Source organism: Pseudomonas nitroreducens NBRC 12694 (assembly GCF_002091755.1).
GTDB classification, from domain to species: domain Bacteria; phylum Pseudomonadota; class Gammaproteobacteria; order Pseudomonadales; family Pseudomonadaceae; genus Pseudomonas; species Pseudomonas nitroreducens.
Genome location: NZ_BDAI01000001.1, coordinates 864,857 through 888,591, shown reverse-complemented (window position 1 = coordinate 888,591; position 23,735 = coordinate 864,857). Strand labels below are relative to the sequence as shown.

The 23,735-nt window shown below is 64.3% G+C and carries 20 protein-coding genes; 14 read left to right on the top strand and 6 right to left on the bottom strand.

Features of this window, described 5'->3' with window-relative positions:
- Positions 1-20: 20 nt before the first annotated feature.
- The 3 genes from PNI01S_RS04175 to PNI01S_RS04165 form a co-directional block, all read right to left on the bottom strand.
- On the bottom strand, positions 21-578 hold the full coding sequence (locus PNI01S_RS04175; RefSeq protein WP_413247433.1) for a C40 family peptidase: 558 nt from the start codon (positions 576-578) through the stop codon (positions 21-23).
- A 391-nt stretch (positions 579-969) separates the two neighbouring features.
- Positions 970-1,374, bottom strand: coding sequence for an NUDIX hydrolase (locus PNI01S_RS04170; protein WP_024766319.1), 405 nt, complete (start codon positions 1,372-1,374; stop codon positions 970-972).
- Positions 1,371-1,913: a dihydrofolate reductase family protein gene (locus tag PNI01S_RS04165; RefSeq protein WP_024766320.1), complete on the bottom strand. Its 543-nt coding sequence runs from the start codon at positions 1,911-1,913 to the stop codon at positions 1,371-1,373. The genes PNI01S_RS04170 and PNI01S_RS04165 overlap by 4 nt, the downstream gene beginning before the upstream one ends.
- 171 nt (positions 1,914-2,084) lie before the next feature.
- On the opposite strand from PNI01S_RS04165, the gene PNI01S_RS04160 reads away from it, so the two are divergent.
- Positions 2,085-3,422, top strand: coding sequence for a DEAD/DEAH box helicase (locus PNI01S_RS04160; RefSeq protein WP_089285742.1), 1,338 nt, complete (start codon positions 2,085-2,087; stop codon positions 3,420-3,422).
- 59 nt (positions 3,423-3,481) lie between these two features.
- Here PNI01S_RS04160 and PNI01S_RS04155 read toward each other — a convergent pair whose 3' ends face one another.
- On the bottom strand, positions 3,482-5,146 hold the full coding sequence (locus tag PNI01S_RS04155; protein WP_024766322.1) for an MFS transporter: 1,665 nt from the start codon (positions 5,144-5,146) through the stop codon (positions 3,482-3,484).
- Between the two features lie 221 nt (positions 5,147-5,367).
- On the opposite strand from PNI01S_RS04155, the gene PNI01S_RS04150 reads away from it, so the two are divergent.
- A complete protein-coding gene (locus tag PNI01S_RS04150) occupies positions 5,368-6,663 on the top strand; it encodes a phospholipase C/P1 nuclease family protein (RefSeq protein ID WP_084357476.1) in 1,296 nt (431 codons plus the stop codon).
- 58 nt (positions 6,664-6,721) lie between these two features.
- Here the strand turns inward: PNI01S_RS04150 and PNI01S_RS04145 are convergent, their stop codons facing one another.
- Together PNI01S_RS04145 and PNI01S_RS04140 are read right to left on the bottom strand one after the other, a co-directional pair.
- A complete protein-coding gene (locus PNI01S_RS04145) occupies positions 6,722-6,985 on the bottom strand; it encodes a DUF2790 domain-containing protein (protein WP_024766324.1) in 264 nt (87 codons plus the stop codon).
- 492 nt (positions 6,986-7,477) lie between these two features.
- On the bottom strand, positions 7,478-9,625 hold the full coding sequence (locus PNI01S_RS04140; protein ID WP_084357475.1) for an FUSC family protein: 2,148 nt from the start codon (positions 9,623-9,625) through the stop codon (positions 7,478-7,480).
- A gap of 349 nt (positions 9,626-9,974) precedes the next feature.
- On the opposite strand from PNI01S_RS04140, the gene PNI01S_RS04135 reads away from it, so the two are divergent.
- The 12 genes from PNI01S_RS04135 to PNI01S_RS04080 all read left to right on the top strand — a co-directional run bounded on the left by PNI01S_RS04135 (position 9,975) and on the right by PNI01S_RS04080 (position 23,669).
- Positions 9,975-10,922 (top strand): LysR family transcriptional regulator, encoded by a 948-nt coding sequence (locus tag PNI01S_RS04135; protein ID WP_024766326.1) that lies wholly within the window; start codon positions 9,975-9,977, stop codon positions 10,920-10,922.
- Between the two features lie 204 nt (positions 10,923-11,126).
- Entirely contained in the window at positions 11,127-12,158 is a 1,032-nt protein-coding gene (locus PNI01S_RS04130; RefSeq protein WP_024766327.1) for a TRAP transporter substrate-binding protein, read from the top strand.
- A 45-nt stretch (positions 12,159-12,203) separates the two neighbouring features.
- A complete protein-coding gene (locus PNI01S_RS04125) occupies positions 12,204-12,842 on the top strand; it encodes a TRAP transporter small permease (protein ID WP_065327876.1) in 639 nt (212 codons plus the stop codon).
- Positions 12,839-14,119, top strand: a complete 1,281-nt coding sequence (gene dctM / locus PNI01S_RS04120; RefSeq protein ID WP_037016050.1) for a C4-dicarboxylate TRAP transporter large permease protein DctM — start codon at positions 12,839-12,841, stop codon at positions 14,117-14,119. The genes PNI01S_RS04125 and dctM overlap by 4 nt, the downstream gene beginning before the upstream one ends.
- Before the next feature lie 150 nt (positions 14,120-14,269).
- Positions 14,270-16,225 (top strand): acetate--CoA ligase, encoded by a 1,956-nt coding sequence (gene acs, locus PNI01S_RS04115; protein ID WP_065327875.1) that lies wholly within the window; start codon positions 14,270-14,272, stop codon positions 16,223-16,225.
- Positions 16,226-16,797: 572 nt separating this feature from the next.
- On the top strand, positions 16,798-17,577 hold the full coding sequence (locus tag PNI01S_RS04110) for an ABC transporter substrate-binding protein (protein WP_084357474.1): 780 nt from the start codon (positions 16,798-16,800) through the stop codon (positions 17,575-17,577).
- 140 nt (positions 17,578-17,717) lie between these two features.
- Positions 17,718-18,407 (top strand): ABC transporter permease, encoded by a 690-nt coding sequence (locus PNI01S_RS04105; RefSeq protein WP_017517951.1) that lies wholly within the window; start codon positions 17,718-17,720, stop codon positions 18,405-18,407.
- 16 nt (positions 18,408-18,423) lie between these two features.
- Positions 18,424-19,122, top strand: a complete 699-nt coding sequence (locus PNI01S_RS04100; RefSeq protein ID WP_084357473.1) for an ABC transporter permease — start codon at positions 18,424-18,426, stop codon at positions 19,120-19,122.
- A 10-nt stretch (positions 19,123-19,132) separates the two neighbouring features.
- Positions 19,133-20,245 carry a succinylglutamate desuccinylase/aspartoacylase family protein gene (locus PNI01S_RS04095; RefSeq protein ID WP_084357472.1) on the top strand — a complete coding sequence of 371 codons (1,113 nt, stop codon included), beginning with the start codon at positions 19,133-19,135 and terminating at the stop codon, positions 20,243-20,245.
- Positions 20,246-20,262: 17 nt separating this feature from the next.
- Positions 20,263-21,027 carry an arginine/ornithine transport ATP-binding protein AotP gene (gene aotP / locus PNI01S_RS04090; protein WP_024766334.1) on the top strand — a complete coding sequence of 255 codons (765 nt, stop codon included), beginning with the start codon at positions 20,263-20,265 and terminating at the stop codon, positions 21,025-21,027.
- A gap of 37 nt (positions 21,028-21,064) precedes the next feature.
- Positions 21,065-22,048: a transcriptional regulator ArgR gene (argR, locus tag PNI01S_RS04085; RefSeq protein ID WP_084357471.1), complete on the top strand. Its 984-nt coding sequence runs from the start codon at positions 21,065-21,067 to the stop codon at positions 22,046-22,048.
- Between the two features lie 400 nt (positions 22,049-22,448).
- A complete protein-coding gene (locus tag PNI01S_RS04080) occupies positions 22,449-23,669 on the top strand; it encodes an aspartate aminotransferase family protein (RefSeq protein WP_045210109.1) in 1,221 nt (406 codons plus the stop codon).
- Positions 23,670-23,735 lie beyond the last annotated feature (66 nt).

Below are 23,735 nucleotides of genomic sequence, written 5' to 3'. Positions count from 1 at the left end.
CAAGGGGAGAGCGCTCAGTATCAGTCGTAGCGACCGCCGACGTCAGCCTTGGCCAGGGTTTCCGGCAGGATGCGGCGGGCAGCGGTGTAGTGCTTCTTCCAGTAGTCGCCACTGAGGTCGGAGACACGGACCTTCTGGCCGCGGCGCGGCGCATGGACGAACTGGTTGTCACCGACGTAGATGCCGACATGGTCGACATTGCGGCGATTGTGGATGCGGAAGAACACCAGGTCGCCGGGCTGCAGATCGCCACGCGCCACTTTCGAGTTGCCGCGCATGCTGTACATCTGCTGCGCGGTGCGCGGCAGGTCGACTTCGTCGACGTTCTGGAACACGTAGTTCACCAGGCCGCTGCAATCGAAGCCGCGCTTGGGCGAAGTGCCGCCCCAGCGGTATGGCGTGCCGATCATGCTGTAGGCACGCTGGGTGACCTGGTGCGCCTCGCTCTTGGTCGGCTTGACCGACTTGGCATTGAAGGTCAGTAGGGCACTGCCCTGGACCGGGACTCGCAGATCAACCGGTGCAGGTTGATAGGTGCGCGTGATCTTGGAGGAGGCGGTTGCCTCGGTGGCGGCCAAGAGGGTCGCCAAGCCTATGGAAAGGCATGTCAAAAGGGTACTTCGCATTCGGCATGTCTTCTTGCTGGTTGATATCGCCCAGACTCCGCTGGATCGCCATTGTTGTCGGCGTGGTTTCCTTTGGTCCGCTCAAAAATTCCACGCATTCTGAACGACTTTTCATGACAGTTCGTACCGTCTGTCGATTCTCACAATTCCCCTGTGACTTGTAGGACGCTGCGTGACATGTGTTCAGACGCATCAGTCACGGCCTGACCTTATAGCCGGAAGCCCTATAAAACGGGACTTTCGGCCACGCGACGGAAAGCTGGCGGGCTAGTAGCCAAAAGCCAGACACTTAAGGCTTCTTAAGGAAAAACCCGACGAAATGCAGGTAATTGAGCTGAAAGAATCAGCCCAGATGGGCGAGTAACGCGGGAATGACCTGTTCGCGGAGCAGCGGGGCAAGGTTTTGCGGGTAGACGCCGGTCGTGTCCAGCCAGGCGAGCTCTTCCAGCTCGGCGGCGGGTTGGACGGCATGGGGTAGGGTGGCAATGAAGACATGCGCGTCCACCCGCATATCCGGCTCGTTGGCGGCCTTGGCCTGGAAGTGGCCGAGCGGTGTCAGTGCGGAGCTTGCAAGGCGAAGGTCGAGTTCTTCGTGCAACTCGCGCAACAGGGCCTGCACGGATGTCTCGCCGGGTTCGTGCTTGCCGCCGGGCAGCATGAGGGCGCGGGTGCCACGCTTGCGTACCAGTAGCAAGCGTCCTGTGTCATCGAGCAGGCAGGCGGCGGCGATACGAATCGTGGAGCTCATGGCGAGGGCGTTTCCTTCAGAACCTGGTAGCGCATCTGTACGATGCCGCTGGGAAAGCTGCGCTGCTCCAGCAGCTGCAGGCGTTGCTCGAGCCCGATGCTGAACAGGGGAATACCGGCGCCGAGCAGGTGCGGAATGATGCTGACGATCACTTCGTCGAGCAAGCCTGCGGCGAGGAAATTGCCTGCCAGGCTACCGCCGCCTACCAGCCAGATACGCTGGCAGCCGCGTGCCTCCAGAGAGGCGAGGGCGTCTACCGGTGCATAGTGCTCAAGCTCCACCTGCGGTGCGGCCTTGGGCAGGTGGTTGGAGCGGGTCATGACCAGCGCGGGTTTGTCGGGGTACGGCCATTCGCCCTGGTTCAGGCAGAACAAGTAGGTGGCGCGCCCCATGATCAGGCCGTCGATACTGGAATAGAAGGCATGGTAGCCATGGTCATCGGTTTCGCCGCCATAGCCTTCGAGCCAATCCACGCTGCCGTCGGGGCGAGCGATGTAGCCGTCAAGGCTGGCCGCAACGTAGTAAATGAGAGATGGCACCTGTGTGCTCCTTTTTGTCAGGCTCATCAGAGCATGGCATCGCCCTTTGTAGAGCGTCGGTGCGTTTGTCGGATTATTGACGCGGCAGTGCGTCCCTGGTGGTCGGCGGCAATATTTCCAGCGAACAGGCTCGGCAAACATTAAGCTATGCAGCTATTTGGTCTTTACGTGATATCGAGGTCTGCCTTGTTCTCCCAATTCGCCCTCCACGAACGCCTGCTCAAGGCGCTCGATTCGTTGTCCTTCACCGAGCCGACTCCGGTCCAGGCCGCGGCCATCCCGAAGGCCCTGGAGGGACGCGACCTGCGGGTGACGGCGCAGACCGGCAGCGGCAAGACCGCCGCCTTCGTGTTGCCGCTGCTGCACCGTCTGCTCGCTGAGGAGAAGCCCAAGAGCGGCGCCCGCGCACTGATCCTGCTGCCCACCCGCGAGTTGGCCCAGCAGACGCTCAAGGAAGTCGAGCGTTTCGCCCAGTTCACCTTCATCAAGGCCTGCCTGATCACTGGTGGCGAAGACTTCAAGGTGCAGGGTGCGCGGCTGCGCAAAAATCCGGAAATCATCATCGGTACTCCCGGCCGCCTGAACGAGCAGTTCAACGCCGGCAACCTGCCGCTGGGCGACGTGGAAGTGCTGATCCTCGACGAAGCCGACCGCATGCTCGATATGGGCTTCTCCGAGGACGTGCTCAAGCTCGCCGGGCAGTGCCCGGCCGAGCGCCAGACCCTGCTGTTCTCCGCCACCAGCGGCAACGGCCTGCACGAGATGGTCGAAAAGGTCCTGCGCGAACCGGAGAACTTGCAGCTCAACCGCGTCAGCGAGCTGAACGAGGATGTCAGCCAGCAGGTGATCCTGACCGACCACGTCGGCCACAAGGAAGAGCTGCTGCAGTGGCTGCTAGCCAACGAGACCTATGAGAAGGCCATCGTCTTCACCAACACCCGCGTCGCCGCCGACCGCCTGACCGGCCGCCTGATCGCTGCCGGGCACAAGGTCTTCGTGCTGCACGGCGAGAAGGACCAGAAGGACCGCAAGCTGGCCATCGAGCGCCTGAAGCAGGGCGCGGTGAAGATTCTCGTCGCCACTGACGTGGCTGCCCGTGGCCTGGACGTCGACGGCCTGGACCTGGTGATCAACTTCGACATCCCGCGTCGCGGTGATGAGTACGTGCACCGTATCGGCCGCACCGGCCGCGCAGGCGCCGGCGGCACCGCTATCTCGCTGGTCGGCCATGGCGACTGGAACCTGATGTCGAGCATCGAGCGCTACCTCAAGCTGCGCTTCGAGCTGCGCACCATCAAGGAACTCAAGGGCACCTACAAGGGGCCGAAGAAGGTCAAGGCATCCGGCAAGGCCGCCGGTACCAAGAAGAAAAAGGATGATGCGAAGAAGACCGGCAGCAAGTCACTGGCGAAGAAGAAGCCCGCAGCCAAGCCCAGGTCTGGCCCATCTAAGGTCGTGAGCCAGGATGGCCTGGCGCCGCTCAAACGCAAGAAGCCGGCGGCGGAGTAAGCCTTCCGCGTCACTGGAAACGCCTCTCCTGACCGAGAGGCGTTTTTGTTCGTGCGCCGCTAGCCCAGCGTTTCCGGCGGCGCCTCGTAGCTGCCGGATTCGTAGCTCACCCCGTGGCGAATCACCGGTGGCGTATCGCCGGCGTGCAGGCTAGTGACGTTGTCGATGATGGTCTTGTCCTCGAGGGTGAGGCGGTCGAGCATGCGCAGGTGGCCGATCCAGTTGTCCACCAGGAACAATTCCTGCCAGATTTCCGGGTTGCTCACGTCGCGATACAGTGCCCAGCGTTCCGCGCCGTTGCGCAACCGCAGGCGGCGCAACGGCTTGGCGGCGCGGACGAAGTCGCGGGTGCGCTCGGCGGGAATCCGGTACTCGATGGACACCAGGACCGAGCCGCGCTCGGGGTTGAACACGAAGGTCGGCTGGCCCGGCACGCCGCCCGGTGCACGGGCGATGCTGGCGGAGTTCAGCTCCGGCAGGCGCGAGTTGTAGAGCAGTGCCACGGAGATCAGCAGCAGGCAGCCGGCGGCGATCAATGCGCCTTGTACGCCCATGGTTTCGGCAAAGTGGCCCCAGAGGAAGGAGCCCGCCGCCAGCCCGCCATAGATCGCGGTCTGGTAGAGCGCCAGGGCCCGCGCCTTGACCCAGTCGGGCACAAGGATCTGCACGGCCGAGTTGTAGGTGGCCACCGCGGCGATCCAGCAGGCGCCGCCCAGCACCAGCGCGGGGAAGATCACCCAGAGGTTGTCGACCCAGCCCAGGGTCAGCATGACCAGCGCCAGGGTGGCGGCGGCGAAGCTGATCAACCGACTGCTGCCGAGCCACTGGCGAGCCTTGCTCACCACGGTGCTGGCGACGATGGCGCCTAGCCCGAGTGCCCCCAGCATGTAGCCGTAGACCGAGGCGCTACCGTCCGGGTTGCGGTGCGCCAGCAGCGGCAGCAGGGCCCAGATGGCGCTGGCCGATAGGCCGAACACCGCCGAGCGCAGCATCACCAGCCGGGTGACACTGGAGTATTGGGTGAAACGCAGCGCGGCGATCACGCCTTCGAAGATGTGTTCTGGCGGCAAGGTGCGTTTGGGTACGTCGCGGCGCCATTGCCAGATCGCCCAGATCAGCGAGGCGTAGCAGATGCAGTTGAACAGGAATACCCAGGAAGCGCCGGTGGCCGACAGCAGCAGACCACCAATGGCCGGCCCGACGGCGCGGGCGACGTTGTAGTTGACGCTGTTGAGCAGCACTGCATCGCCGAGCATGCGCGGTGGTACCTGCTCGTTGACCGCCGCCTGCCAGGCGGGAATGGTGATCGAACTGCCCAGGGACAGCCAGAGGATCGACACGATCAGCATCAGCGGGTCGAGATAGCCCATGAAGGCCAGCACCGTCACCAGTGCGGCACCGGAAAGTTCGACGCTCAAACCCACCAGCATGATCTTGCGGCGGTCGTGGTTGTCGGCCAGCACGCCGGACATGATCGACAGCAGCACCAGCGGCAATGCCGAGGCGACCTGGATCATCGCAACCATCAGTGGGCTGGCGTGGGCCTCGGTGACCACCCAGGCAGCGGCGACCGACTGCGCCCAGGTGCCCAGGTTGGCGAACAGGTTGCAGATCCAGATGATGCGGAACGCGGCGATGCTGAAGGGGGCGAGTACGCCACTGCGAGGTTCGGCTGGATCGGGCTTGAGGGGGAGGTCGTGCTTGGGTGAAACGGACTGCAGCATGGGGACGCCCTTATTTCAAGTGGTCGGCACGCGTGTGGAACCGGTGCCTGTCCATGCCGGGCAAGTGTAGTGGCTGGGGCCGTATGCGCCATTGATGATGGTCAGGCGTGGCGTTATCGGTGACTTGTGCTGGCAAGCTTCGACAGTGCCGGCAGGGCTTTGTGTTGTTAGTCTGCGTCGGAATTTTCCGCATTGCATTGCCAAATAAGAGCGAAAAGCCGATGAAGCGTCTTTCCACCTGCCTGCTGGCTGGCCTGCTGGTCCTGCCGCAAAGTCTCTGGGCCTGGTCCAATCACACCCTGGGCAGCTACATCGCCCTGCAGCAGTTGCCAGCCGTCGTCCAGGCGCCGGACGTCGAGGTCGAGCCGTTGGAGAGCTTCATCAGCCAGCAGCGTGCCGGCCTGGTGAAGCTGCTGGACGAGCAGGAAGCCTATGCGCGCGAACATTTCCGCGAGTATCCGCCGCGTCCGGATGACCTGCGCTTCACCGAGGATGGCCGCGACGATCTGCGCCAGGCCTTCCTCATGGCGCTGCGCCTGAATCCGGAGATCAAACTGGCCACCGCCGTGCAGCCTCCGCCTGGTGGTGAGTTGCCGAATCATGTGGCGTTGCAGCCGGCCGAGGTGCTGGTGTTCCGCAACCTGTCCGGCTGGAACCAGTGGCGCTTCGTGCAGTTGCAGGCTGGCGAAAAGATTCCGGCCATCGACGTGCTGGCCAGCGCCGCCGACGAGCCGGACTTCGGTCACGACATCAACCTGTTCAGCGACAACCCTGGCGAAGCCGGCCAGCGCTACGGCTTCGGCACCCAGCCGTTCGGCGACCCGCGCTACGAGTTCAGCTCCCAGGCGCCGTTCCACATGGGCTTCTACCACGAGGACGCGATCATCTTCACCGGCGCACCGTACCTGGAGCGCAACTGGCCGGAGTGGCGCGCGTACCAGTTCTTCGGCCTGGCCCGTTTTGCCTTCGACAAGGGGCACCCGTACTGGGGCTACCGCTTCCTTGGCTGGGCGATGCATTACATCCAGGACATGACGCAGCCCTATCACTCGACGCCGCTGCCGGGCGAGACCACCGCCAGCATGCTGTGGACGGCGGGCAAGTCCATGGCGGGCTTTGATGCCGACAAGCAGGCGGCGATCCAGCGCGTGGCGGACCGGCATACGGGCGTGGAGCGTTATCAGGTGGACTGGCTGCGCGAGACGCTGCGCCTGGGCGGGCAGTCGCCGTTGCTGACGGCCTATGCGGATATCAGTACCGACGGCACCTATCCACCGTACTCGACGGAGTACCTGCGTGAGGTGGTAGCGAGCGAATCCCATGCCCATGCGGCGGCGTTCGATGCAGCGATCGGCCATTGGCTGGAAAACGAGAAGGCGCCGGCGGGGGATTTCAGTACGGGGAACTCACCGGAGCCGTTCCGGCACGATGAGGCGTTGGATGAGCAGATTCTGCAATTGATCCGGCACTTCGGTGCGCACAGTCGCAATATCGCGAAGGCGGCCCTGCAGCCGTAAAAGAGGGCTGGCCGTTGCGCCGGGGCTGCGTGGGCCCCGGCGCAACGGCACAAGTCGCTTAGCCGCCGGAGCAGCCGTTGCCCCACACCTGGTATTCGACGGTGTGGCGCTGACCCTGGGTATCTTCGTAGGTCATGCGCGCCGGCACGATGCCGCACTCGTTGGACACGTCGGTGGTCGAGATCACGTGGGCGACGTCCAGTTTCATGTCGTAGGTGTACTGCTCCACGGCCGCGCTTGGCGCCTGGTCGGCGGCGTTCACCTGCTCGGCGAGGGCGAGCGAAGAGAAGCCCAGCATGGCCAGGATGACTACAGCTTTCATGAATTTACCTGCCTTGTTCCCGGTGTCCGGACGTGACGGGTCCGTGACGTTCAGCGGATGGCTGCGTCGGGAATCGTTGGGGTTGATTACGGGTCTTGGGTGGTGTTGCGGCGCGCGCTGTAACAGCACGGAAATAATAGGATTTGCCTGACCTGAGTCATATATCCAGGCGCCAACAAGACTTCGTACTCAGAGGCAACAATCCAGGATTGACGCGGGTTGCAGGGGTGTTCTTGCGGCGGGTCGTCGCAGTTTCGGTCAAGTTTGGGACGTGGTTGCAGGGCGGGTAGGAGCAACTGTCTTAGCCAGGTGAGTCCGGTGCCTGCGCATTCCCCTCACCCCAGCCCTCTCCCCAGGGAGAGGGAGCCGTACGTGCCGGCGGACACCAGGGTTTCATCCTGCACGAATGGTCCCCTCTCCCGCTTGCGGGAGAGGGTTAGGGTGAGGGGCTCTTGATCTTGTTAGGGTGGGCTTCGGTGCGATGGCGACGACTCAATCGCGCAGCGGCGACTGCGGATCGAGCAGTGACGTGCGGATGAAGTGCAGGTAGCTGCACACGCGGCGCAAGGGTGAGGAGTCGAAGTGCGGCGGGCGGCGGTCATCGGTGTTGCGGGTCGCGTGGATCGCGTGTTCCACCGCGGCCAGCGCGCGTTGGCGGTTGCTCTCGCTGGGCTGGATGAACAGCCGGATCAGCGCGCGGCCCAGGGCGCGGATGGCCCGGCGCCAGGGCATGCGCTCGGCGTACCAGGGCTCTTTCGGCAGGGCCTCCTGCTCGCGGCGCAACTCGATGATCGACAGGCCGATCTCCTGCACCTGGAAGGTCCAGCGCAGTAGCCGGCGCTGTACGTCCGGGCGGCCTGTGGATAACCCATACGCCTGGTTCAACAGGTCGCGGGTGCCGCTCTCGAAGCTGGACGACAGGCCCTTCAGCGGATCGCTGATCACCCGTACCACGCGCAGGCGCAGCTCGGCTTCCAGGCGCTCCCACAACCATGGCCGGTTGGGTGGCAGGATGACGATCGCCGCGACCACCGCCATGCCCATGGACAGCAGCATCGCCAGGTATTCGTTGATGAAGGTGTAAGCGTCGTAGTGCGCCAGGTTCGCCGGCAGCGAGGCGATGCAGAACCACACCAGCAGGCCGACGCCGTAGCCGCTCCACTTCGGCCGGGTGATCAGGAAGGCGCCGAGGGCGAACACCGGGGCGAGCACGAAGCACAGCAGCGGAAAGCCGTCGATATGCGGCAGCACGCGGAAGGTCAGGATGAAGCCCAGCGTGGCGCCCAGCAGCGTGCCGAGGGTCAGTTGCAGCGACAGGCGCTTGGGATTGGGTGAGGCGGAGGAGAGCGCTGCGATCAGTACCGAGGTCAGCGCGAAGGTGGCGCCGCTGAGCCAGGATGTTTCGATCCAGAACACACCGCCGACTATCACCAGCAGCGCGCAACGGAAGCCCGCGACGGCGGCGGCAAGCGCATTCGCCTTGGGCGTGAAGCGCTCCTTCCACTGCTCGCGCTCGTGCTTGTGCGCGGCGAGCGAGGCGTGGGTCTGCGCATAGTTGTGCATGTCGTCGACGAAGCGGAAGAGCAGCTCGGCGGCGGTCTCGAAATCCAACTGGTCGGCCTCCCGCGGGCAGGTGTGGCCGAGGCTGGCGCGTGCTTCGCGGATGCGCGGCATGAGGTGATGCTTGCACAGTTCGAGCTGCACGCTCAGGCGCTCGGCATCCGCTTCGGCGAGTGGCCGGCCGTGCCAGCTGGCGAGCAGTTCGCTGACATCGATCAGGCAGGGCATCAGCACTTCCAGTACATTGCTGGCCTGCCGCTCGCGCAGGCGGTCGAGCAGGCGCTGCAAGGCGTGGAAGCGTGTCGTCAGCTGCATGAACTCGCTGTTCAGCCGCGCCAGGCGGCCACTGCGCAGACGCATGTGCGGGTCTTCGAAGGCAGTGACGTTGCGCAGGCTTTCCAGGCCCACCACTTCGGCGGCAATGCGCGCACTGGCCTGCTCGAAACGCTCGCGCTCCAGCGTTCCATTGAGGCCGGCGCTGGCAAGACCGGCGAAGTCACCGAAGCGGGTGTTCAGCGCATTGCGCAGGGCGGCGGTACTGGTCTGCGGCAGGACGATGGCGCTGACCACGCCGGTGCAGAGAATCCCCAGAGTGATCTCGATCACCCGCCACAGCGCCTGCATGAAGGCGCCTTCGGGATGCAGCGTTGCGGGGATGCCGATCATCACCGCCGTATAGCCGGCCAGCAGACAGGCGTAGGCGCGAAAATCCCGATAACGCGCGGCGCCCGCGGTGCACAGGCCGACCCAGATCGCCACGCAGAGCAGGAACAGCACGCGCTCCTGGGCGAACAGGGCGATGAAGGTGACCATCACCGTGAGCCCGGCCAGGGTGCCGAGGATGCGGTAGAAACTCTTCGCCAGTACCTGGCCGCTCTGCGGCTGCAGCACGATGAAGGCGCTCACCAGCACGGTGTTGGGCTGCGGCAGTTCCAGGCGATAGGCCAGCCACAAGGCCGTGAAGGCGGTGATCAGCGTCTTGAGGATGAACATCCAGGTGACGCCGTCGGTGTGCGCCCAGTCGGACAGGGCGAAGCGCACCGCGGCGGCCTTGGGCAGGCGCACGGACAGACTGCTCATCAGGCTTATCTCGGCAGGCGGTGGTCGGGCTGGGCCGGGTTTTCAGAACCCTGTAGTTCGAAGGCGGAGCGAAGGGCTGGAAGCACGTTGCACGAAAGGCGGAGCACGGGTGCGAATCCTGGGGTGTCGCGGCAGGCCGCGTTGGGGAGGGCGATTCTAGAAGTGCGCCGGGGGCAGGATAAGCTGACGGATGGGCGAATTATTGTTACCTGAAAGTACAATAATCCCTGCGCCGCACCTGTGCGACAATTCGCCGCCTGTCATGAATCTGTAACAAGGCGTTGCTCGGTCGAGCGCCGTTGCAGAGGCCGCCCGCCGTGGCGCCGGGACAGGCTCTTCAGGAGAAATGATGGACCTGCTGCACAACATGCGTGCTTTCGTCTGTGTCGCCGAGACCGGCAGCTTCACTGCCGCCGCCCAGCGCATGGACCTCACCACCGCCTACGTTTCGCGGACGGTGGCCAAACTCGAAGCGCACCTGCGCACCCGACTGTTGCACCGCACCACCCGCCGCATCGCGCTCACCGAAGCCGGCCAGCGCTACCTGCAGCGCTGCCAGCAGATCCTCGGCTACATCGAGGAGGCCGAGGCCGAGGCGGGCGACGCCCACGCCCGGCCCCACGGCAAGGTGAAGGTGCATGCCATGACCGGTATCGGCCAGCACTACCTGATCCGCGCAATCTCGCAATACTGCGAGATCTATCCGGAGGTCACCTTCGACCTGACGCTGGCCAACCGTATCACCGACATCCTCGACGAGGGCTACGACATCTCCGTGGTCATCGCCCAGGAGCTGCCGGATTCGGGCTTCGTTTCCAAGCGCATCGGCAAGACCTACAGCGTGCTCTGCGCATCCCCCGAGTACGTGGCGCGGCACGGCATGCCCAAGAAGCTCGCAGAACTCACCGATCACCGCTGCCTGCGCCTGGTGAATTCGGTGATGTCGCTGGACAAGTGGCTGTTCGATGGTCCCGACGGCCAGGAAATGGTCGGCATCAACCATAGCCACTTCCAGGTCAACACCGCTGACGCGATGACCGAAGCGGTACGCGCCGGCATGGGCATCGGTGCGCTGCCGGTGTACTCCGCCGTGCAGGGCCTGAAGGACGGCAGCCTGGTGCGCGTGCTGCCGGACTACAGCCTGTTCCACCTCAACGTCTACGCGCTGTATCCGTCGCGTCAGTACCTCGATGCGAAAATCCGTACCTGGGTGGAGTTCCTCCGTGACTGCGTGCCGGGCATGCTCGAAGAGCACGAGCGGATGATGCTCGACCACCGGACGCGGGTAACCGGCTGACGCGTCATCTCGCAGACTTGAGCTTCTGAATCTTTTCGCGCCCGGCATCTGCCGGGCGCCTCTTTTTGCTTTTTGCGTTCCGCTCTGGCGAACGCTGCTTTGGGAAAAGATGAATTCTCCGAACGCCAACATTTACGTCAGTCTCCCTGCGAGCCTGCCGCCAGGCTCACCTCGCAAGCACAAGAACAAATTGAGGGTGACGCGATGTTTGGAACCATGGGGCGGGCGATGCTCGCCGTCCTGGCGTTGGCCTGCGCTACTGCCACGCAGGCTGCCGATGAACCGCAAACTGCCAATGATCCGACTATCCATGAACCCATAGTGATCAAGTTCGCCCACGTGGTCGCGGAGAACACGCCCAAGGGGCAGGGTGCGCTGATGTTCAAGCGCCTGGCCGAAGAGCGCCTGCCCGGCCGGGTGCGCGTGGAGGTCTACCCGAACTCCTCGCTGTTCGGCGACGGCAAGGAGATGGAAGCACTGCTGCTGGGTGACGTGCAGATGCTCGCGCCGTCTCTGGCCAAGTTCGAGCAGTACACCAAGAAGGTGCAGATATTCGACCTGCCATTCCTCTTCGACGACATCCAGGCTGTCGACAATTTCCAGCGCAGCCCGCAGGGCCAGAGCCTGCTGACCAGCATGCAGGGCAAGGGCATCCTTGGCCTGGCCTACTGGCACAACGGGATGAAGCAGCTGTCGGCCAACCGCTTGTTGCTGGAGCCGGGCGATGCGCGGGGGCTGAAGTTCCGCGTGCAGGCCTCGGATGTGCTCAACGAGCAGTTCCGCACGCTACGCGCCATCTCCCGCAAGATGTCCTTCGCCGAGGTCTACCAGGGCCTGCAGACCGGTGTGGTGAATGGCACCGAGAACACCTGGTCGAACTACGAGAGCCAGAAGGTCAACGAGGTGCAGAAGTACTTCACCGAGTCCAACCATGGGCTGGTGGATTACATGGTGATCACCAACGCGACCTTCTGGAATGGCCTGCCGCGGGACATCCGCGCCCAGCTGCAGAAGATCATGGCCGAGGTCACCGTGCAGGTGAACCTGGAAGCCGAGCGCCTGAACCGTGACGCCCGCCAGCGCATCCTCGCCAGCGGCGGCAGCGAGATCCACACGCTTACCGCGCAGCAGCGCGCCGATTGGCGCGAGGCGATGCAGCCGGTGTGGCAGAAATTCCGCGACAACGTCGGCGCCGATTTTCTCCAGGCCGCCGAAGCCTCCAACCGCCCCCATTGATCCGTCCGGCTCCGCCGGATGGCGGGGCTTTCTGGAGCCTTTTCCATGAATCGACTCGTGCGCGTCTGGAACCACTTCGAGGAGGGCGCCATCGCCTTCCTGCTGGCGGCCATGACGCTGGTGACCTTCGTCTACGTGGTGATGACCAACGTCTTCACCCTGTTCTATGACCTGGGCGACCGCGTGCCCTCGCTGCAAGGAGTGTTTTACGCCATCGGTGACGCCATCCTCGGCGTCGCCCAGGACATGTCCTGGAGCAACGCCCTGACCAAGGCGCTGTTCGGCTGGCTGATCTTCTTCGGCATCGCTTATGGCGTGCGCACCGCCGGCCACCTGGGCGTGGATGCGCTGGTGAAGCTGGCGCCGCGTCCGCTGCAGCGGTTCATCGGTGTGCTCGCCTGCCTCTGCTGCCTGGGTTATGCCGGGCTGTTCATGGTCGCGAGCTTCGACTGGGTGAAGACGTTGTTCATCGCCGGCATCGGCGCCGAAGACCTCGACCACTTCGGCATCCTCCAGGCCTACATCGCGGTGATCGTGCCCGTCGGCTTCGGCCTGGTGCTCCTGCGTTACCTGGAAATCCTCGTCAACCTGTTGCGCGGCCGCCAGCTCGGCCTGGGCCTTGCCGACGAGGCTGCGGAGGCCTCGAAACTGGCTGGCGAAGAAGCCGCGGAGAATCGTCCATGACCGTGATGATGCTGTTCCTCCTGCTGTTCGTCTTCATGTTCATCGGCGTGCCCATCGCCATTTCCCTGGGGCTTTCCGGGGCGCTGACGATCCTGCTGTTCAGCCCGGACTCGGTGCGCTCGCTGGCGATCAAGCTGTTCGAGACCTCCGAGGCCTACACGCTGCTGGCGATTCCGTTCTTCCTGCTCTCCGGCGCCTTCATGACCACCGGTGGCGTGGCGCGCCGGCTGATCGATTTCGCCAACGCCTGCGTCGGCCACATCCGTGGCGGCCTGGCGATTGCCGCAGTGCTGGCGTGCATGCTGTTCGCCGCGTTGTCTGGTTCGTCGCCGGCAACGGTGGCGGCGGTGGGTTCGATTGCCGTGGCTGGGATGGTGCGCTCGGGCTACCCGCGCGAGTTCGGCGCCGGGATCATCTGCAACGCCGGGACCCTGGGCATCCTGATCCCGCCGTCGATCGTCATGGTGGTGTACTCCGCCGCCACCGAGACTTCGGTGGGCAAGCTGTTCGTCGCCGGCGTGGTGCCGGGCCTGCTGCTGGGCGTGATCCTGATGGTGGTGATCTACATCGTCGCGCGGGTGAAGAATCTCCCGGCGCAACCGCGCGCCAGCCTGCGCGAATGGCTGTCCGCTGCACGCCGTGCCGGCTGGGGGTTGCTGCTGCTGGTGATCATCCTCGGCGGCATCTACTCCGGGCTGTTCACGCCGACCGAGGCGGCGGCGGTGGCGGCGGTCTACTCGGCCTTCGTCGCGCTGTTCGTCTACAAGGACATGCGCCTGCGCGACTGCCCCAAGGTGCTGGTGGAGTCGGGGCGGCTGAGCATCATGCTGATGTTCATCATCGCCAACGCCATGCTCTTCGCCCACGTGCTGACCACCGAGCAGATTCCCCAGCAGATCACCGAGTGGGTGATGCAGGAGGGGCTGACGCCAATCGGCTTCCTGCTGATGGTCAACATCGTGCTGCTGGTAGCCGGCAGCTTCATGGAGCCGTCGGCCATCGTGCTGATCCTGGCGCCGATCTTCTTCCCCATCGCCATGCGCCTGGGGATCGACCCGATCCACCTGGGGATAGTCATGGTGGTGAACATGGAGATCGGCCTGGTGCACCCGCCAGTGGGGCTCAACCTGTTCGTCACCTCGGCGGTCACCGGCCTGCCGCTGGGCTCGACCATCCGCGCCGCGCTGCCGTGGCTGATGATCCTGCTGCTGTTCCTGATCCTGGTGACCTACGTGCCCTACATCTCGCTGGCGCTGCCGCACGCGCTGGGCATGTGACAGGTTGTCGCGGCCCCATGGCAGTAGGAGTTATGGGGCCCATCACTACGACTAAGGATTGGTAAGACCATGGTCGTATGGTTCGGGGAAGGGTGTCGCCGTTACAACTTAGGGCAACAAAAACAACACTCTTCACCGAGGTAAAACGCCATGACAGCGGCATCCGTGTACCCCGTGCGTCCCGAAGTGGCCGCGACCACTCTGACCGACGAGGCCACCTACAAGAAGCTGTACCAGCAGTCGGTGGTCAACCCCGACGGCTTCTGGCGCGAACAGGCCCAGCGCATCGACTGGATCAAGCCGTTCACCAAGGTCAAGCAGACCTCGTTCGACGACCATCACGTCGACATCAAGTGGTTTGCCGACGGCACCCTGAACCTCTCCTACAACTGCCTCGACCGTCACCTGGCCGAGCGCGGCGACCAACTCGCCATCATCTGGGAAGGCGACGATCCTTCCGAGCACAAGGAAATCACCTACCGCGAACTGCACGAGCAGGTCTGCAAGTTCGCCAACGCCCTGCGTGGCCAGGACGTGCACCGTGGCGACGTGGTGACCATCTACATGCCGATGATCCCGGAAGCCGTGGTCGCCATGCTGGCCTGCGCCCGCATCGGTGCGATCCACTCCGTGGTATTCGGCGGCTTCTCCCCCGAAGCACTGGCCGGGCGCATCATCGACTGCCGTTCCAAGGTAGTGATCACCGCCGACGAAGGTCTGCGCGGCGGCAAGAAGACCCCGCTCAAGGCCAACGTCGACGACGCGCTGACCAACCCGGAAACCAACAGCGTGCAGAAGATCATCGTCTGCAAGCGCACCGGTTCGAACATCAAGTGGAACCAGCACCGCGACGTGTGGTTCGAGGACCTGATGAAGGTCGCCGGCACCACCTGCGCGCCGAAGGAAATGGGCGCCGAGGACCCGCTGTTCATCCTCTACACCTCCGGCTCCACCGGTAAACCCAAGGGCGTGCTGCACACCACCGGCGGCTATCTGGTCTACGCCTCGCTGACCCATGAGCGCGTGTTCGACTACCGTCCGGGCGAGGTCTTCTGGTGCACCGCCGACATCGGCTGGGTCACCGGCCACACCTATGTCGTCTACGGCCCGCTGGCCAACGGCGCGACCACCGTGCTGTTCGAGGGTGTGCCGAACTACCCGGACATCTCCCGCGTGGCGAAGATCGTCGACAAGCACAAGGTCAACATCCTCTACACCGCACCGACCGCCATCCGCGCCATGATGGCCGAAGGAAAGGCGGCAGTCGAAGGCGCCGACGGCTCCAGCCTGCGCCTGCTGGGGTCGGTCGGCGAGCCGATCAACCCGGAAGCCTGGCAGTGGTACTACGAGACTGTCGGCCAGTCGCGCTGCCCGATCGTCGACACCTGGTGGCAGACCGAAACGGGTGCCTGCCTGATGACACCGCTGCCGGGCGCCCACGGCCTGAAGCCGGGCTCCGCCGCCAAGCCGTTCTTCGGCGTGGTGCCGGCGCTGGTGGACAACCTGGGCAACATCCTGGAAGGGGCCACCGAGGGCAACCTGGTGATCCTGGATTCCTGGCCGGGCCAGGCGCGTACCCTCTACGGCGACCACGACCGCTACGTGGACACCTACTTCAAGACCTTCAAGGGCATGTACTTCACAGGCGACGGTGCTCGTCGCGACGAGGACGGCTATTACTGGATCACCGGTCGCGTCGATGACGTGCTGAACGTCTCCGGCCACCGCATGGGCACCGCCGAGATCGAGAGCGCGCTGGTCGCCCACCCGAAAGTCGCCGAAGCCGCGGTGGTTGGCGTACCGCACGACATCAAGGGACAAGGCATCTATGTCTACGTCACCCTGAATGCCGGCGAGGAATCCAGCGAGCAATTGCGCCAGGAGCTCAAGGCCTGGGTACGCAAGGAGATCGGCCCGATCGCTACCCCGGACGTGATCCAGTGGGCGCCCGGCCTGCCGAAGACCCGCTCGGGCAAGATCATGCGCCGCATACTGCGCAAGATCGCCACGGCCGAGTACGACACCCTGGGAGATATCTCCACCCTGGCCGATCCTGGTGTGGTACAGCACCTGATCGACACGCACCAGGCCATGCGCGCGGCCTGATCTGCGGCTCCATGAAAAACGCCCCGCTTGCCGGGGCGTTTTCATTTCTGCGTTTTGGCTTTTCGTAGGAGCGAGCTTGCTCGCGAACGCATGACGCCGAGCCGATCCGGTTCGCGCGCCAGCTCGCTCCTACAGTGTGCTTCCTGCCCACCGGTAACATTTCTCTGCGACAAAATGAGGCGTCAGGAAACAATTCGCACAGCTTGGGAGTGTCTTTTCTGTCAGTGCGGAATGAGTCAATATCGCGCACCCCGCGCAGTGTGAGGGTATGGGTGTTTATGGCCCAATAACTGCAAGTAAATTAGGTTTTACTCCCCGCTTTAAGATCACGTAAAATCCGCGCCGTCAAGCCGCCGGGGCTCTGTCTCCGGCGCTTCTATAATTAGTTGTCGCATTGAAGAAATAACCGCTTCGGGGCTGTCGCTAGAATGCCGCTCACCCCGGTAGGCGCGCTTTTCACAAGAATCGCGCCGGCAATGCGCAGACGAACAATAACCTTCACTTCTGCACGGGCAGCCTGGGCCAACCCCTTTCTCCTGCCAATCGAAGTCCTACCCTCGAAGGAGTTACTGATGAAGAAGTTTGCACTTCTCGGTGCGCTGGCCCTGTCCGCGCTTTCCCTGGTTGCCCACGCTGACGAGAAGCCGGTCCGCATCGGCATCGAAGCCGGTTATCCGCCTTTCTCCTTCAAGACGCCCGATGGCAAGCTCGCCGGTTTCGACGTGGATATCGGCAACGCCCTGTGCGAAGAGATGAAGGTCAAGTGCACCTGGGTCGAGCAGGAGTTCGATGGCCTGATCCCGGCGCTGAAGGTTCGCAAGATCGACGCCATCCTCTCGTCGATGACCATCACCGACGAGCGCAAGAAGTCCGTCGACTTCACCAACAAGTACTACCACACCCCTGCGCGCTTCGTGATGAAGGCAGGCGTGACCCTGAATGACCCGCTGGTCGACCTGAAGGGCAAGAAGGTCGGTGTGCTGCGCGCCTCCACCCACGACCGCTACGCCACCGACGTCCTGGCCCCGGCCGGTATCGAAGTGGTGCGCTACAACTCGCAGAACGAAGCCAACATGGACCTGGTCTCCGGCCGCATCGATGCGACCATGGCCGACTCGGTCAACCTCGACGACGGTTTCCTGAAAACCGACGCCGGCAAGGGCTACGCCTTCGTAGGTCCGGAATACAACGATCCGAAGTACTTCGGTGGTGGCGCCGGCATCGCCGTGCGCAAGGGCGATACCGCCCTGGCCGAGAAATTCAACGCGGCCATCGCCGGCATCCGTGCCAACGGCAAGTACAAGGAAGTACAGGACAAGTACTTCAAGTTCGACGTCTACGGCGAGAACTGATCCACGTCCGGAAGTGGCGCAAACCCAGGCCTGACCCTGAAGTTTGTGCCACTTTTTTATTGGGGGTGAGCCTGCAATGGCGCTCGCCCTGAGCGTCCGTGTCGTTGCGGGCGGCGTCCGGTTTCATGAGGTAGGAAATTATGCTCAATGGCTACGGAGCCACCATCGTCGATGGTGCCTGGCTGACGCTTCAGCTGTCCCTGCTGTCGATGGCCCTGGCAATCGCGTTGGGCCTGCTCGGCGCGGCCATCCGCCTGTCGCCGGTGAAGTGGCTGGCCTGGTGCGGCGACCTCTATTCCACCGTGATCCGTGGCGTGCCGGACCTAGTGCTGATCCTGCTGATCTTCTACGGCGGCCAGGCTGCGGTGAACTGGGTCGCGCCGATGGTCGGCTATGACGACTACATCGACCTCAACCCGTTCGCCTCTGGCGTCGGCACCCTGGGCTTCATCTTTGGCGCCTACCTGTCCGAAACCTTCCGTGGCGCCTTCATGGCGATCCCCAAAGGGCAGGGCGAGGCCGGCTTCGCCTATGGCATGAGCCCGCTGCAAGTGTTCTTCCGCATCCAGGTGCCGCAGATGATCCGCCTGGCCATTCCGGGCTTCACCAACAACTGGCTGGTGCTGGTCAAGGCCACCGCGCTGATCTCCGTGGTCGGCCTGCAGGACATGATGTTCAAGGCCAAGCAAGCCTCGGACGCCACCCGCGAACCCTTTACCTATTTCCTCGCCGTGGCGGCGCTGTACCTGGTGGTCACCACCGTCTCCCTGGTACTGCTGCGCATGCTCGAACGCCGCTATTCGGTCGGCGTGAAAGTCGCCGAGCTTTGAGACCGGGAGCCTGATCATGATCTTCGACTTCTCCGTCATCTGGGACAGCCTGCCGCTCTACTTCAGCGGCCTGCTGGTGACCCTCAAGCTGCTGGCCATCTCGCTGTTCTTCGGCCTGCTCGCGGCGGTGCCGCTGGCGCTGATGCGTTGTTCGAAGAACCCGGCGGTGAACCTGCCCGCCTGGCTCTACACCTACGTGATCCGCGGCACCCCGATGCTGGTGCAGCTGTTCCTTATCTACTACGGCCTGGCGCAGTTCGCCGTGGTACGCGAAAGCTTCCTCTGGCCGTGGCTGTCCAACGCCACCTTCTGCGCCTGCGCCGCGTTCGCCATCAACACCAGCGCCTACACCGCCGAGATCCTCGCCGGCAGCATTCGCGCCACGCCGCATGGCGAAATCGAAGCGGCCAAGGCCGTGGGCATGTCGCGCCTGAAGATGTATCGCCGCATCCTGCTGCCCTCGGCGCTGCGCCGCGCGCTGCCGCAGTACAGCAACGAAGTGATCATGATGCTGCAGACCACCAGCCTGGCGTCCATCGTCACCCTGGTGGATATCACCGGCGCCGCGCGCACCGTGTACTCGCAGTACTACCTGCCGTTCGAGGCGTTCATTACCGCCGGCATCTTCTACCTGATCATGACCTTCACCCTGGTGCGCCTGTTCAAGCTGGCCGAGCGCCGCTGGCTGGCCTATCTCGCGCCGCGCAAGCACTGAGGAAAAGACCGTGGAACGTATCGATCATCCGCTACCGTGGAGCAGCCTGGGCAGTGAGCGCCGCCTGAGCGTGTTCCGCTACGGCAAGGGCCCGCGCAAGGTCTACATCCAGTCCAGCCTGCACGCCGACGAGTTGCCGGGCATGCGCACCGCCTGGGAACTCAAGCAGCGTCTGGCCGACCTCGAGTCGCGCGGGCAACTGAACTGCGTTGTCGAACTGGTGCCGGTGGCCAACCCCATCGGCCTGGGCCAGACCCTGCAGGCCAGTCATCTGGGCCGTTTCGAATTCGCCAGCGGGAAGAACTTCAACCGCGATTTCGTCGAGCTGAGCGCTCTGGTTGCCGAGCGTGTCGGCGAAAAGCTGGGCGCTGACGAAGCCGCCAACGTCGAGCTGATCCGCCAGGCCATGCGCGACGGCCTCGACGCGCTGCCGCCGGCCTCGTCCGAGCTGCAGGGCATGCAGCGCATCCTGCTGCGCCACGCCTGTGATGCCGAGGTCGTACTCGACCTGCACTGCGACTTCGACGCCGCCATCCATGTCTACGCGATCCCGCAGCACTGGCCGCGCTGGAAGTCCCTGGCCGCGCGCCTGAAGGCTGGCGTGGCGCTGCTCGCCGAAGACTCCGGTGGCAGTTCCTTCGACGAGTCCTGCTCGCTGCCCTGGCTGCGCCTGGCGCAAGCATTCCCGCAGGCGGCGATTCCGCTGGCGTGCCTGGCGACCACCGTCGAGCTGGGCGGCGTAGGCGATACCCGCGTCGACCAGGCGCAGGACAATTGCGAAGCCATCCTCGGCTTCCTGGCCGAGCAGGGTCTGATCGCTGGCGACTGGCCGGCGGCCCCGGCCGAGTGCTGCGAAGGCATGCCCTTCGAAGGTACCGAATACCTCTACGCGCCCCACGTCGGTGTCGTGAGCTTCCTGCGCAAGGCGGGGGAGTGGGTGGAGAAGGGCGACGCGCTGTTCGAAGTGGTCGACCCGCTGAACGACAAGGTCAGCACCGTACGCGCCGGGACCTCCGGCGTGCTGTTCGCCATCGAGCGTGGGCGCTACGCCCAGCCAGGGCTTTGGCTGGCCAAGGTGGCCGGGCGTGAGCCGTTCCGCAAGGGCCGGCTGATCAACGACTGAATTCGAGAACCGACACCATGTACAAACTTGAAATCCAGGACCTGCACAAGCGCTACGGCACCCATGAGGTGCTCAAGGGCGTCTCCATGGCGGCGAAGGCGGGCGATGTGATCAGCATCATCGGCTCCTCCGGCTCGGGCAAGAGCACCTTCCTGCGCTGCATCAACCTGCTGGAGCAGCCCCACGCCGGCAAGATCCTGCTCAACGGCGAAGAGCTCAAGCTCACCCCGAACAAGGACGGTGCGCTCAAGGCCGCCGACGCCAAGCAGCTGCAGCGCATGCGCTCGCGCCTGTCGATGGTGTTCCAGCACTTCAACCTGTGGTCGCACATGAGCGCCCTGGAGAACGTCATCGAAGCGCCGGTCCATGTGCTCGGCGTGTCGAAGAAAGAGGCGCTGGAGAAGGCCGAGCACTACCTGGCGAAAGTCGGCGTGGCGCACCGCAAGGATGCCTATCCCGCACACATGTCCGGTGGCGAGCAGCAGCGCGTGGCGATTGCCCGTGCCCTTGCGGTCGAGCCGGAAGTGATGCTGTTCGACGAGCCGACCTCGGCGCTCGACCCCGAGCTGGTTGGCGAAGTGCTGAAGGTCATGCAGGACCTGGCCCAGGAAGGCCGCACCATGGTGGTGGTGACCCATGAGATGGGCTTCGCCCGCGAGGTCTCCAACCAGCTGGTGTTCCTGCACAAGGGCCTGGTGGAAGAGACGGGCTGCCCGAGGGAAGTCCTCGCCAATCCGCAATCGGAACGGCTCAAGCAGTTCCTTTCCGGCAGCTTGAAGTAAGCTGTCTGTTATTCGCACCGTTGGGTGAACCTGCCGCATGACCGCACAACGCATCGGATTCCTGCTCTGGCCGCACACGCGGGCGCTGACCCTCGCGCTGGCCGAGGAGGCCCTGCGGGTCGCCCGCCGGCTGCACCCTGAAGCGCTCTACGAACCAGTGTTCATGAGTGCCGAGCCGGTGGCCGAAGCGGACGGCTGGCGCCTGCCGGGGCAGTCCTGGAACGGTGTGCTGGAACAGTGCCAGCGTATTTTCCTGGTCGCTGACGAGATTCCCCAGACGGTCTCCGCGCCGCTGGGCGCCGCGCTCAAGCAGCTGTCGCGCAGTGGCGTGAGTATCGGCGCGCTGTCTGCCGGCATCTACCCGCTGGCGCAGCTGGGCCTGCTTGATGGTTACCGCGCCGCCGTGCACTGGCGCTGGCACGACGACTTCACCGAGCGTTACCCGAAGGTCATCGCCACCAATCACCTGTTCGAGTGGGATCGCGACCGCCTGAGCGCCTGCGGCGGCATGGCGGTGCTCGACCTGCTGCTGGCCGTGCTGTCCCGCGACCATGGTGCGGAACTGGCGGGCGCGGTTTCCGAAGAGCTGGTGGTGGAGCGCATCCGCGAAGGCTCCGAGCGCCAGCGTATCCCGCTGAAGAACCGCCTCGGTTCCAGCCACCCGAAGCTCACCCAGGCGGTGCTGCTGATGGAGGCGAACATCGAGGAGCCGCTGACCACCGACGAGATCGCCCAGCATGTGTGCGTCTCGCGCCGCCAGCTGGGGCGCATCTTCAAGCAGTACCTGACCCGCGTGCCCAGCCAGTACTACCTGGAGCTGCGCCTGAACCGTGCGCGGCAGATGCTCATGCAGACGAGCAAGTCGATCATCCAGATCGGCTTGTCCTGCGGCTTCTCCAGCGGCCCGCACTTCTCCAGCGCCTACCGCAACTTCTTCGGCGTGACCCCGCGCGAAGACCGCAACCAGCGCCGCGGCCAGGGCGCCGCCGAAGCCGCTCCGGTGGTCGCCGAGCGCGGTTGACGGCTCAGTCTGTAGCGCCGTAGGGCGAATAACCTGGAACAGGTTATCCGCCGTTCCGGGCACGGCGGATAACGCTGGCGCGTTATGCGCCCTACGACTCTCTCGCCGGATACGTCGGCGTCATGCGGTTCGCGAGCAAGCTCGCTCCTACAGAATTACCCTCTCTGTCTTATTCCTGACCGTTCGTTCGCCGTGCGAACAAATTCCACGCCCTCTTGTACCCGCAGCAGTCCGCAAGCCTTACACTGCGCCTTCCCGACGCTTTCTGTCGCATTTCCGTAAGCCTCGGCAATTCGCGGGTTGGCGCTATAACAAGTTGTCGCATGGCGGCAATGCCGGCCCGCTGATCGTCCCTACAATCCATTCATCGATAGCCGCCTCACCAGGCAGGAGAACACCGATGTCCGCTCCGCAAGCTCAGGTCCAACGCTCCGACTTCGACCAGGTCATGGTTCCCAACTATTCGCCGGCTGCCTTCATTCCGGTGCGTGGCGAAGGCTCGCGAGTCTGGGATCAGAGCGGCCGAGAGCTGGTGGACTTCGCGGGCGGTATCGCGGTGAGCTCGCTGGGTCACACCCACCCGGCGCTGATGCAGGCGCTGACCGAGCAGGCCGGCAAGATCTGGCACGTCTCCAACGTGTTCACCAACGAGCCGGCCCTGCGCCTGGCCAAGAAGCTGATCGACGCCACCTTCGCCGAGCGCGTGTTCTTCGCCAACTCCGGCGCCGAGGCCAACGAGGCCGCGCTGAAACTGGCACGCCGCTATGCCCATGACGTCTATGGCCCCGAGAAGTACGAGATCATCTCGATGGTCAACAGCTTCCATGGGCGCACCCTGTTCACCGTCAACGTCGGCGGCCAGGCCAAGTATTCCGACGGTTTCGGCCCGAAGGTCGAAGGCATCACCCACATTCCGTTCAACGACCTGGAAGCCCTCAAGGCAGCCATCTCCGACAAGACCTGCGCCGTGATCATCGAGCCGGTGCAGGGCGAGAGCGGCGTGCTGCCGGCCGACAAGGCGTACCTGGAAGGCGTGCGCAAGCTGTGCGACGAGAACAACGCGCTGCTGATCTTCGATGAAGTGCAGAGCGGCTTCGGTCGTATCGGCTACCTCTACGCCCACCAGTACTACGGCGTGAACCCGGACATCCTCTCCAGCGCCAAGGGCCTGGGCGGCGGCTTCCCGATCGGCGCCATGCTGACCACCGCGAAGATCGCCGAGCACCTGGTCGTCGGCACCCACGGCACCACCTACGGCGGCAACCCGCTGGCGTGTGCGGTCGCTGGCGCCGCCTTCGACGTGATCAACACCCCGGAAGTGCTCGAAGGCGTGAAAGCCAAGCACGAACGCTTCAAGGTCCGCCTGGAGAAGATCGCCGCCGAGTACGGCATCTTCACTCAGGTGCGCGGCATGGGCATGCTGATCGGCGCGGTGCTCAACGACGCCTTCAAGGGCAAGGCCAAGGACGTGCTCAACGCCGCCGAGAAGGAAGGCGTGATGGTCCTGCAGGCCGGCCCGGACGTGGTGCGTTTCGCCCCCAGCCTGGTGATCCCGGACGCCGACATCGACGAAGGCCTGGATCGCCTCGAGCGCGCCATCGCCAAGCTGACCCGCGGCTGATCCCCCGGCTACGCTGAAGCGGCGGGGCTCGCGCCTCGCCGCCTGACCGGCCGGGTCGTCCCGGCT